This is a genomic window from Halomicronema sp. CCY15110, assembly GCF_016888165.1.
GTDB lineage: Bacteria > Cyanobacteriota > Cyanobacteriia > Phormidesmidales > Phormidesmidaceae > Halomicronema.
Map to the genome: position 1 here is coordinate 1 of NZ_JACSWC010000084.1, position 11,865 is coordinate 11,865.

An 11,865-nucleotide genomic window follows, 5' to 3' on the forward strand; every position below is an offset into this window, starting at 1 on the left:
CTCACAGATGGCTCCCCTTCTCAATCTGAGAATCTAGCTACATCAATACTCTCAGGACTTTTCTGCACCACTAAGCCCCAGATGGTTCAAGCCTTCAGGGGTGGCATATAGCGTGATACCGTCTCCGAGAGAAACGCACACTGTTTGGCCATTAAACGACTCAATTTGTCCGATTTCGCGAGTCTGCTCACACTTAATCCATTGTCCTGATTTGGGAATAGATAACGATGAAAGACAAAATTCAGCCATCCTATGTATCCGCACATGCGTATAAACCCTAAATCAAACATCCCTTATTGATGTTTGATTTAGGGTTTATACGCATTTCTGCTCTGTCTCATTTGTATGAGAACGTCATAATTTGATAAGGCTTTATTCCCACACTCGCTCTTCAAGTTCTCTCCGACTTAGTTTTAGCCGCGGGAAATTTTGGTCGCTAAGACTGCAAGCATTGTGTGACAGTAACTCTAGCTGCCGAATTTATGCGGGCAGTGTATTTGCTCACTGTCCCATCTTGAATCCTAAATGAGACATTCGAAAACACAACCAACGAATTTACGTTACCCACGCGAATGAAGGCGCATCACGGGGACAAGATTTATCGACTAGCCTCTGTTCGGTGCTGATGGCTTCAGCCTGCAATATTGGCTTACGGCCCTTACAACATCGTCAGGATAACCCAGCCCTGACGGGACATCGATTGAACTAGGTGAAACAGAATTACATTCGGCCCGAAACGCTGACCCTGGCCAATGCGCGGTTAGTTGATGCTCAAACCCAGATTCCGCTGGCGCAAGCGTGGGGCGGTGGTGACGTGGCCTCTGCTGATGGGCTCCGATTGGTGGTCCCGGTGCGCACTCTCAACGCTGGCTCCAACCCCAAATACTTTAACCAAGGGCGAGGCATCACTTATCACAATTCACTTCTAGTCAGTTCACGGGGTTTCATGCCCTGGTCGTACCAGGGACATTGCGTGACTCCCTGGCTGTTTTGGTTGGGTTGTTAGAACAGCGAACCAGTTTACGGCCCCAGGAATTGATGACCGATACGGCCGGTTACAGTGACATCGTCTTTGGTTTGTTCTGGTTGCTGGGCTATCAGTTCAGTCCACGATTGGCAGATGTGGGTGAGGCCAGGTTTTGGCGCATTGATGCCGACGCTGGCTACGGGGTGTTGGATAGACTGGCACGACAACGAGTCAATACCCATCTGATCGCAGTGCAATGGGATGACATGCTGCGCATTGCTGGTTCCTTAAAGCAGGGAACGGTCAGTGCTTTAGAGATTATGCGAGTCCTGCAACGAGGTGGAAAACCGTCCACTCTGGGTAAGGCGATGGCAGAGGCTGGGCGCATCTCGAAGACGTTATACCGACTCAACTCCGTTGATGATGAGAACCATCGGCGACGGATCTTGACCCAACTTAACCGGGGGAGAGTCGGCACAGTCTAGCCAGAGCAGTGTTTCATGGGCAGCGTGGAGAACTCCGCCAACGTTATCGAGAAAGCCAAGAAAATCAGCTCGGGGCGCTAGGGTTAGTCGTCAACGTGATCGTGCTCTGGAACACCCTCTATATGGAGTCTGTGCTCCAGTATCTGCGGCAGCAGGGGATGGATATCAGACCGGAAGATATGGAGCGACTATCACCGCTGGGCCATATTCACATCCAGATGCTGGGACGTTTCTTCTTCGACCTACCAGAGTCTGTCCAACTCGGTGCCATGAGGTTTTTGCGTATAGCCAGCGATTTTGATGAGCCGTTTAGCTAGAATACTTGCCCTGTAAAGTACCTAGCCGTAGCAGGAGTTTCTGCACGATTACTCATTTAACCCCGAACACAGCCTCAAACTTCGTTGCTCACACATATAACTAGGTAGCACCAAGTCTTTCAATGAGACCAAAAAGTCTCTAACTTAGTCTTTTTTCAGGATTGATAAATCCCTGATCAGGATTGTCGCGACCTGTCTTTTTTGGGGACTTACGTTTGTTTTAGTGGGTCTCAGAAAAAGAATGCTGCGACCTTGTGTGAGAAGTCCCAGTGTTATGTGTTTGTATCGCTCAAGGAGATGTCTGGAGCAGGCAGCACCGATGGCGGAGGGTTATTTTTGTTGAAAGTGTATGAGGCCGCTGGCATTATCCGATCGCGCTCAGCCTCCCAGAATGTTGGTTCGGTAAGTCTTGTTCAGTTTTGCTGCCATGGAGCTGGGGCTGGGGACGGCATCGGCGTTAAGGAGTCCGCGTCATCCATCGATCGCGTGGGTTCGCTGGTCACCTTTTCGAGCTGAGCAACTTGGAAAACTAGGGTGAAGGGGCGGCCCATTTCGCCGGCGACGAACTCTTCTAGCAAATTGACCTGTACGGGCGTCACGGGTTCATTGGCATAGACCAATAGCCTGACTTCCGGCGGGTTGGGGAACCAATCGGTTTCTAGCGAAACTAGCTCTAACCGTTGAAAGGTCAAGGTTCTATCTAGCAGAGCCTCTTCCAAGTTGGACTCTAGGCGATCTTGCACGAGCAGCCGATAAGAGGTCACCCCCAGTGGCAGCATGAGTAAGCTCGTCAAGGCCGTTGTCCATACCAGAGGTCGCCGGGCTTTGATGACGGGAGAGTACCCCGCCCACAAGAAAACCAACATGCAGGCCAGGGTAATGCCAAGCAGGTTGGTGAGGTACAGCACCAGTGCCCCCCAAGCCCAGCGCAGCTCAAACTTAGCCAGCCACAGTCCAACGACACAAAGGGGTGGCATCAAGGCGACCGCGATCGCGGTACCCGCCAGTGAACTCGAAATTTTTGCCTCAATTTTGGCGAATCCGGCTAATGCCCCCGCGGTCATCGCAATCCCTAAATCTAAGAGGTTAGGTTGAGTACGGCTCCATACTTCACTGCCATAACCCGACAAGTTGACCCCCATGCCCAATAGCATGGAGACGGCGATCGCTGCACCAGTCCCAATAAAAACAGCTTTAGCACTCGTGCGGATCAAGGGTTTGTCGGCTTCTAAAATGCCAAACGATAAGCTGCGGATGGGCAACATCAGCGGGGCAATCAGCATGGCTCCAATGATGACCGCTGAACTATTGGAGAGCAAGCCAAATGTGGCAATTATGCAAGACCCCAAGGTCAATACGAGAAAGCTATTGCCCGCCTGAGACTCATCGGACAGACTGTCGGTCATGTATTTCAGCTGTTGAAGCGAGACCCGCCGCCCAGTGGACAGATATTTGTGGCGAAAACGTTGGAGTTGCTCGATAATTGCCGACCGATTCATGGGGCCGCCTAGAAATGAGTGGGTGGATTCCAGTTTAGGCGGGAAATTGGGCTTTTGAAACCCTGAGAATCCTGGTGAATCACCAATCGACGCAATTGGTGCAATGCTACCAAGTCCACCGACAATAATTAATAATTGGGGTTATTCTATAGAAAAAATTAAATCTTTCGATTTACCTAATGGGTGACAACAATGGTCGCCCATCCCAGTGTCGGTAGAGGCTGCCCGGTATACATTACTGAGCGTCTGGGTATTTCAAAGACCATGGGTCGGAATCGGATTAAGAGGTGAAAGCGTGACGTCAACTTATGTTCGATTATCGACTGGATATCGGCTACGGCTCGCCACTAGTGGGGTGATGCTGGCAGCTAGCTTCCTGGGGTTGGCTGGTTGTGCGGGAGGCGAAGGCGGCTTAGGGCGATCGCCTCAAGCCGCAATGGCGGAAGAAATCGTGTCCGTCAACACGGAGGTCGCCCAAATTGGCACCTTTGAGGCGGGGCTAACCTTTACGGGGACAACCCAGCCGGTGCAAACGGTGGCGCTGCGATCGCGAGTCGCGGGCCAGGTCACCGCGCTCACCGTTGATGTCGGCGATGCCGTGGGCAATGGCGACATTTTGGCCCGCCAGGATGCCGACTTATTAACCGTCACGGTGAACCAAGCCCAGGCCGAACTGCAAGCCCGCAAGTCCGAAGTGGCCCAGGCCCAGGCAGCGGTGAGTGACGCCCAAACCGCCTACAATTCCGCCCAGGTGCGCCTTCAGCAGGCACAAACTGAAGCCGATCGCTTAACCCAACTCGCTACCGATGGGGCCGTCTCCATTCAAACGGCGGAACAAGCCCAGCTAACTGTCGATACAGGACAGCAGGTGTTGCAATCCACCCAGGAGCAAATTCGCACTCGTCAGGCGGCCGTTGGTGCCGCCGAAGGGCGGGTCAACGCGCAACAGGCCGTGGTGGATCAGACCCAAGAGCGACTGTCTTACGCGGTGGTGCGATCGCCCCTCTCCGGCACCGTGATTGAGCGGTTCATCGAAGTGGGTGACTATGCCGAAACGGGTGACGAATTGATGCAAATTGGCGACCTGAGCCGGATCAAAGTTGTTATCGAAGTTTCCGATCGCGACCTGGCGCAAGTGTCCGTCGGGCAGCCCGTGAGCGTTCAGCTCGATGCCTTTCCCGCCGAGACGATCGCTGGCAGCATCACCCGCATCGCTCCCGCCGCCGATCCCACTTCTCGCCTCATTCCCGTCGAAGTGACGATTCCCAACGCCTCAGGACAAATTGGTAGCGGTCTATTGGCCCGGGTGACTTTAGCCGGCGCGGGCAGCGATCGCGTCGCCATTCCCCAAACGGCTCTCGATATCGCCACCGATGAAGCGACCACTCTGTTTGTGCTGACCGCAGTAAACGACCAAGAAGCCACCGTCCAGGCCCGCCCCGTCGAAATCGGCCGCGAAAACGATAGCCGCGTCGAGATCGTATCCGGCTTGCAAGCGGGGGAAGTCGTTGTCGTCCGCAGCAGCGGCGACCTCAGCGACGGCCAAGTCGTCAACCTCAGCGTTTTGTCCGAAACCGAGTAGGTATCTCGACCCTCAGACTCCGCAACCCGGCCCCTCTCATACCCAGCTACCCTCACCCCTATGACTTCCTCTCCCCGCAATAGCATCACCACCCTCGCCATTCGTCGTCACATTGCCGTTTTGATGCTCGCGATCGCGGTGGTCGTCATGGGAGTTTTCTTCATCACGCGGCTGCCGGTTGATCTGCTGCCCTCCATCACCTACCCCCGCATTGGCCTGCGACTCGATGCCCCCGGTGTTTCCCCCGAAGTCGCCGTGGATGAAATCACCCGTCCCCTAGAAGAAGGCTTGGCCGCCACCGAAGGGGTGGTGCAGATCTATTCTCAAACCCGCGAAGGTCGCATCAGCATCGACCTGTTCTTTGAACCAGGGGGCGACATTGACCAAGCCCTCAATGATGCCACCGCCACGCTGAACCGATCGCGCGACGGATTGCCCGACACCGTGGGCGAACCACGCCTGTTCAAATTCGACCCGTCTCAGTTACCCGTCTATGAGCTGGCGTTAACCTCAGAGGCCTTGCCAGGCAGCGAGTTACGCATCTTTGCCGAAGAAGAACTCGCGCGGGAACTGACGACCTTGCCAGGGGTGGCGAGCGTCGATGTCTCCGGCGGGTTAGAAGAGGAAATCCAAGTCAACATCGACCCTAACCGTCTACAAGCCTTAGGGTTAGGCTTAGCCGATGTGCTGACAGCCCTAGAAGCCCGCAACCAAGACACTTCTGGTGGCCGCATTCGGGGCACCGATGCCGAAACCTTGACCCGCGTCGCCGGGCGCTTTGGCAATGCTGACGAGGTGCGCAATTTGCAATTTACCGTGGGCGACCCGGATGCCCCCCAACAAGTGTATCTGCGCGACTTTGCCGACGTCGTCGATGGTACCGCCGAACAGCGCATCTACGTTTCCCTCAACCAACAGCCCGCCGTCAAGGTGAGCGTACAAAAACAGCCCGATGCCAACACCGTGGCCGTGGTCAATGTCGTCAAAGATCGCATGGCCCAATTGCAAACAGCTGGCCTGTTTCCGGCCGATATCACGATTAACATCACGCTGGATGAATCGGTGTTTGTGCAAAACTCTATTCGCAATGTCGCCACCGCCGGGCTCACCGGTGCGACCTTAGCCGCCATTGCCGTCTTCTTCTTCTTGGGGTCGCTGCGGCAAACGCTGATTATTGTGCTGGCGATTCCCCTCGCCGCGCTAGCCGCCATCATTTTAATTGGGATATTTGGCCTCTCGCTGAACGTATTTAGTCTCGGTGGCTTAGCCTTGGGGGTCGGCATCGTGGTCGATAACTCCATCGTGATGCTCGAAAATATTGCCCAGGGCGCAGAAGACGTGAGTCGCCGTCACGCCAGTAAGGGTGGGGCTGGCGGCGCGGCGACTCCACCCGGCCGGGTGATTGCCCAAGCCGAGCAAAGCAGCCAGGAATTAGAGTCGGCTTTGTTAGCTTCGACCTCCACTAATTTGGTGTCAGTGCTGCCTTTTTTGCTCATCGGGGGCTTCATTGCCCTACTGTTTAATGAGTTGGTGCTGACCATCAGCTTTGCGATCGCCGCCTCCCTCATCGTCGCCTTGACGGTGGTGCCGAGTCTCGCCGCTCGTCTGCTCGCGATGCCAGTATCCAGTGGGGTCAAAGACTTGCCCCCAGTACGGCAGTTTGACTTGCGGTTAAAGGGGTTAACCCGGCAATACCAGCGGCTGCTTGGTCGGGTGTTAAGTCAGCGCGTGGCCATCATTGCGATCGCCTTCCTTGTATTGGGCGGCAGCAGCCTGCTGATGGTGCGGCAAATTCCCCAAGAGATTTTGCCCTCTATTGATACCGGGCAAGCTGGGCTGTTTGCCCAATTCCCCTCTGGCACCCCCTTAGCCGACAACCGCAAAGTCATGTCGGCGATTGATGAAGTGCTCTTAGCGCAGCCCAATGCCGAGTACGTGTTCACCACTTCCGGCGGCTTCTTATTTGCCAGTAGTACCAGTGCCAATGCGCTCCGGGGCACCAGCACCGTTACCCTCAAACCTGGCACCCCAGTTGATCAGTTTGTGGCGCAAGCCAATCAAGCCCTGGCCGACCTCAATCTGGTGGATATTCGAGTGCGGCTCTCACCAGAATCGGTACGCGGGTTAATCACCAGCAACTCGCCCGTGCGTGGGGCCGATGTCGATGTAATTTTGCAAAGCGCCGATCGCGAACGGTTGCAACAAGCGGGGCGTCAGGTGCTCGAAACGTTTGACCAGCAGGCGACCCTGGCTAGCTACAGTCCCGATGCGGATCCGCCCCAGCCGGAAACCCAAATCCGCCCCGATTGGGAACGAGCCGCTGACCTGGGCCTCTCGGCCACGGCCATCGGCGACACCGTGCAAACCCTCGTTGATGGCTCGGTGCCGACCCAACTCCAGCGGGGCGATCGCCTCGTAGATATTCGGGTGCAACTGCCGGACGCCGCCATCGATATGCCATCCAAGCTGCGGCAACTGCCTGTCTACGCCGACGGTGGCCAACTGGTGCGCTTGGGCGATGTCGCTGCGGTCGAACCCGGCCAAGCCCCCGCCGAAATTCAGCGCATTAACCAGCGTCAGGTGTTCATCATTGAAGGACGGCTCACCGATGGCGCTACCCTGGGGGATGCGATCGCTGAAATGAACCGCATTTTAGCCACCATTGACCTGCCCGACGGCGTCACCGTGCTTCCAAGTTCCAGCGCTGAGGCCAACCAAGCTATCCAGCGATCGCTGCTCACCCTCGGCGGCCTCGCCTCCTTCCTAGTGTTTACCGTCATGGCGGTGCAGTACAACTCGCTGATCGATCCGCTGGTGATTATGCTGACCGTTCCCTTGGCCCTGGCTGGGGGCATTTTAGGACTCTTTGTTACCCAGACCGCGATTGGGGCGACGGTCATCGTGGGTGCCGTGCTGCTAGTGGGCATCGTGGTCAACAACGCCATTATTTTGGTAGAACTCGCCAACCAAATTTATGCCGAGCAGGGCTGCGATCGCGCGACCGCCATGCTGCAAGCCGCCCCCCAGCGCCTGCGCCCCATTCTCATGACCACGGTCACCACCGTTCTGGGCCTGCTCCCCCTCGCTTTGGGCATCGGCGACGGCTCCGAGTTTTTACAACCCATGGGCATTGTGGTTTTTTCCGGCTTGTCCCTAGCGACCCTGCTGACGCTGTTTATTATTCCTTGCTTTTACACGTTGCTGCACGGCTCCCGCTCCGACGGTGGTACCGCTGCACGGCTCTCTTCCCTCACCCCCGATGCGGCGACAGAGAAATCTCCTGCCGTCACCCCACTGCCTTAAGGGACGTGCTTGAAATAAAAGTACCGGCTCCTCACTTGAATCGATCCCACCGACCCACCACCTCATCCACTCACCTACCCTCACCACCGGGATCTTAATTTTCCCGCCAATCCCTAAGCTGATGTTGCCCCGCCAGGGCGATCGCCGCTGGGTAAATGCGATGCTCCTGCACTTGAATCCGCGCTTGCAAAGTCGCTGGGGTATCATCCGGCAGCACTGGCACCGCCGCCTGCATGATGATGGGACCGCTATCCACCACTAACTCCACATAGTGAACGGTGCAGCCGGTAATTTTGGTGTCCGCTGCCAACGCTTGCTCCACCGCTCGCACCCCCGGAAAGCTGGGCAACAGACTGGGATGGATATTCAAAACGCGCTGGGGAAACGCATTGATGAGGACATCCGTCACGCGCCGCATCCACCCCGCCATAATCACCCAATCTGCCTGATGGGCCTGCACCGTTGCGATAATCGCAGTATCCAGGGCTTCGCGACTCGTAAACGTGCGGTGATTGAGCAGCACCGTGGGAATGCCGTAATGCTCCGCCTTTTTTGCAACCTTCGCCGCCGGGTTGTTGTAAATCACTACCTGAATGGTCGCATTGAGTTTTCCCTGGACGATCGCATCGGCGATCGCCGCCAGGTTGCTGCCTTGACCCGAGGCCAGCACTGCTAACCGTAGCGGCGGCGACTCGGAGCAAAGCGTAGGGGAAATTGCCGGGGAAATTAGGACGTCACTCACGGGCCGTTAATCGTTCAACTTGCACCGCTTATTCTACCGACGAAATCCGACTCCAACCGCAGGCCACTGCACCCTAAATTCGGGCAAGCTGAGCATAGACTCTGACCTCCTAATCATTGATGCCTACCCAAAAAATCCTGCGCCAAGGAGCGATCGCCCTGATGGGCTTAGAACTCGGTCTTGCCTGCGCCTACTTTTTCGCCATGGTGCAACGGGGCACGGTGCCAGTCATGCTCGATTTCAACGGTCTGCGCACGTTGCCCTCGTTGCTGCAAGCGGCTCATCTCTTCGCCATTGGGGGATTATGCCTAGTGCTGCTGGGGCAGCGATCGCGCTTGCAGGCTCCCTACTCCTGGTACTTGCCCACCGCCCTCGCCATCCTGTGCATCTTTGGTGGCATCGACGAACTCACCAAGCTGCACCTCACCTTCGACCAAATCAACTGGAAATTTCTTTATCTCGGCCTACTCACCGCCATTCCAATCCTGAGCTGGCAAGATTTAGTCTGGCTCTGGCGCACCCATCGCATCACCCTGATCCGGGTCGCGACCGGCATGGCCATCTTCCTCGGCGGGGGCTTTGGGGCCGAGTTCCTGAAAGGAGCGATCGCCACTGCGACAACTCAAAATTCCGCTGAAGCCGCCGCCTGGGCCGAATATTTGCGCATCACCGTCGAAGAATTTGCCGAACTCTGCGGCGAAACCATCATTCTCTATGCTTTTGTGGCCTTCACCATTAAAGTGCTCGCCCAGCCCACCCCGCCAGAGCCCACTCCTGCGTAAAGCCGATTGCAAGACAGGCATGAAATGCAACTCATCACTTACCCAGCCACCCAGCTACCCAACCACCCAAGCACTGGCCCCGGCTAGAACCTGAACGCTCTCGTCAATCCCCTAACAGGGCATCAACACATCCGTGCGGCTCAACACCCGCAAATCTTCCTCATCTAGCTCATCGGGTACCCCATTGCGAATCAATTCCGCAAAATCTTCGTTCGGCACCATGATGCAGAGCATATAGAGGCGATCGCTGCCCACATTCCGTACTTCGTGGGTGCCACTGTTGGGAATCAAAATGCTGTCTCCAGTTTGGAGCGGCACGACCCGGCCATCACAAACGGCCTCGCCCTCACCCTTCAGCACATAAAACATCTCCACCGCCGAATTATGGCGATGCGATGGCGTCTCCCCGCCGACCTCAAAAATTTCCACACAGTAGGTCAACGAAACATCGGCGGTCTTCGGATCAAACACGATCGCCAGACGATTCCGATCTTCCGGGCTAATGCGATAGACCTGGTAGTCTCGATACGTTTTCACCACAGCCAACTTGCAATCTTGGGCGGTGTCCGTGGCCGATGCGACAGCGGAGGATGTCTGAGTCATAAGTCTCAAAGGATAGAAAGTAACACGACAGCAAACAGCGATTTAGCCAAACGCTACGCTAATTCATCACGCCTTGCCGTAGCGTTTGTGGCCAGAAAGCCACCAAGACGCCGACGATCAGGGCGCATCTCGCCCTGCCTTGACTCTAGGGCGCATCCCCAGCAGTCCGCCGCAAAATATAGGTTTTGTAAAAGAAGTGAACACCACAAAAAACGGCTTCTTCTAGCGATCGCTGCATTCAGCGCCCTCCGGCAGAAACCGTTTTTAAGATGTTAGGTGGCGATGCGATCGCCGCAACCTAAGTGCTCACCATCGAAGCCACGCCGACCAGCCGCTCGCTGAGTTCCCACATCCGCTTGGCCTTCAGGTCATCACTACCTTCCGCCGACAACTCTTGCACAAAGGCTTGCCGTCCCTGCTGCTGCCGATTGCCCCAACTCCAGTGATAGCCCGACTGCTTAAATTCCGGATCCACCACCACCATCGCTACCCGCTCACCCGCGAGCTCTTGCGACACATAGCCGCCCGTGATGTTCTTTTGGAACCAGGGGAAAATCGTACGGAAAGCTTTGAAATGATTGCGGAACAGCGGCGTATCCGCCACACAACCGGGATACAACGAGTTAAACGTAATGCCCGTGGCATCGTGATAGCGGCGATGCAGCTCACGAGTGGTCAGCATGTTGCACAGCTTGCTGTCTTTATAGGCTTTTCCCGACTTGAACTTTTTCCCATCAATCATGGAAATGGGTGCTTTAAAGCCCTGCTCAAAGCCTTCTAAGTTGCCTAAATCGGGCGGGGCTGGAATGGGAATCTTGCCGCCCAGCTCTTTGCGATTGGCCGTCACCGTGCCCAAAATAATCAGCCGCTTGTCATCCACCGACGAATTTTTCAGGTCATCCAACATCAGATGGCACAGCAAAAAATGCCCCAAGTGGTTGGTCGCCACGCTGATTTCGTAACCGTCTTCGCTGTACTGCGGCTCTTTCTCTAGGGGCAGGTAAACCGCTGCATTACACACCAGAGACTTCAGTGTTTTACCACTGGCCCGAAAAGCCTCAACAAAATCACGCACACTCTGCAAACTCGCGAGATCAAGGGGCATCACGGTGTATTGATCTGGCTGCAAACCGACTTCTTTGGCGGCGGCTTCGGCTTTTGGGAGGTTGCGACAGGCCATGACCACGTGACAACCTTTCTGGGCCAGGGCTTTAGTCGCGTACAGCCCGACCCCAGAAGAGGCACCTGTCACAATGACCGTCGGCTGATTAGGATCTGCCATGTTAATAAATCGTTTTCAAACGTTGGGTTGCGTTAACACTGTTTAGAATCGCATATCCAACGCAACAAAATCGCCACTGAAATAAACCTTAAGAGCCCTACAGACAATCGGCAAAATACCGTTCCCCAGGGCATGAAAAACTCCGACTTATTTGGCCCTGACTGCCCCCCGCCAGCGATCGTCTGATTGCCGCAGGATGCCCCGCCTCATCACCTCACATAAATAGTTAGTAATTGCTCAACCAGGTTGACTCAAGCGATGAGCTAGCAGAGGATGTTAGGCTTTGGTCATGACTGAACTCCC

Annotated in this window: 7 protein-coding genes and 1 pseudogene; 4 read left to right on the forward strand and 4 right to left on the reverse strand. The window is 55.6% G+C overall.

The features are described 5' to 3' along the window. Nucleotides 1–562 precede the first annotated feature (562 nt). Nucleotides 563–1,769: pseudogene (locus tag JUK32_RS00965) on the forward strand (transposase); the annotation flags it as partial. A gap of 413 nt (nucleotides 1,770–2,182) precedes the next feature. Here the strand turns inward: JUK32_RS00965 and JUK32_RS00970 are convergent. Next, nucleotides 2,183–3,268, reverse strand: coding sequence for a TIGR00341 family protein (locus JUK32_RS00970; protein WP_204136992.1), 1,086 nt, complete (start codon nucleotides 3,266–3,268; stop codon nucleotides 2,183–2,185). A 295-nt stretch (nucleotides 3,269–3,563) separates the two neighbouring features. On the opposite strand from JUK32_RS00970, the gene JUK32_RS00975 reads away from it, so the two are divergent. Continuing rightward, the gene (locus JUK32_RS00975; protein WP_204136993.1) at nucleotides 3,564–4,850 is read left to right on the forward strand and encodes an efflux RND transporter periplasmic adaptor subunit; all 1,287 of its coding nucleotides are present in this window, start codon (nucleotides 3,564–3,566) and stop codon (nucleotides 4,848–4,850) included. A gap of 60 nt (nucleotides 4,851–4,910) precedes the next feature. Next, nucleotides 4,911–8,153, forward strand: coding sequence for an efflux RND transporter permease subunit (locus JUK32_RS00980; protein ID WP_204136994.1), 3,243 nt, complete (start codon nucleotides 4,911–4,913; stop codon nucleotides 8,151–8,153). Between the two features lie 94 nt (nucleotides 8,154–8,247). On the opposite strand, the gene purN is transcribed toward JUK32_RS00980, so the two are convergent. After that, complete coding sequence (gene purN, locus JUK32_RS00985; RefSeq protein ID WP_204136995.1) at nucleotides 8,248–8,895, reverse strand: phosphoribosylglycinamide formyltransferase; 648 nt, start codon at nucleotides 8,893–8,895, stop codon at nucleotides 8,248–8,250. Nucleotides 8,896–9,014: 119 nt separating this feature from the next. Here purN and JUK32_RS00990 point away from each other — a divergent pair, with 119 nt between their 5' ends. Then, nucleotides 9,015–9,677 carry a hypothetical protein gene (locus tag JUK32_RS00990; RefSeq protein WP_204136996.1) on the forward strand — a complete coding sequence of 221 codons (663 nt, stop codon included), beginning with the start codon at nucleotides 9,015–9,017 and terminating at the stop codon, nucleotides 9,675–9,677. Between the two features lie 111 nt (nucleotides 9,678–9,788). Here the strand turns inward: JUK32_RS00990 and JUK32_RS00995 are convergent, their stop codons facing one another. Beyond that, complete coding sequence (locus tag JUK32_RS00995) at nucleotides 9,789–10,280, reverse strand: cupin domain-containing protein (RefSeq protein WP_204136997.1); 492 nt, start codon at nucleotides 10,278–10,280, stop codon at nucleotides 9,789–9,791. A 298-nt stretch (nucleotides 10,281–10,578) separates the two neighbouring features. After that, nucleotides 10,579–11,562 carry a protochlorophyllide reductase gene (locus JUK32_RS01000; protein ID WP_204136998.1) on the reverse strand — a complete coding sequence of 328 codons (984 nt, stop codon included), beginning with the start codon at nucleotides 11,560–11,562 and terminating at the stop codon, nucleotides 10,579–10,581. Nucleotides 11,563–11,865: the final 303 nt, after the last annotated feature.

Bases quoted from the DNA above. Each gene is read 5' to 3' on its own strand.
- JUK32_RS00970 (WP_204136992.1), bottom strand. From the start codon at position 3,268: ATGAATCGGTCGGCAATTATCGAGCAACTCCAACGTTTTCGCCACAAA.
- JUK32_RS00980 (WP_204136994.1), top strand. From the start codon at position 4,911: ATGACTTCCTCTCCCCGCAATAGCATCACCACCCTCGCCATTCGTCGT.
- JUK32_RS00990 (WP_204136996.1), top strand. From the start codon at position 9,015: ATGCCTACCCAAAAAATCCTGCGCCAAGGAGCGATCGCCCTGATGGGC.
- JUK32_RS00995 (WP_204136997.1), bottom strand. From the start codon at position 10,280: ATGACTCAGACATCCTCCGCTGTCGCATCGGCCACGGACACCGCCCAA.
- JUK32_RS01000 (WP_204136998.1), bottom strand. From the start codon at position 11,562: ATGGCAGATCCTAATCAGCCGACGGTCATTGTGACAGGTGCCTCTTCT.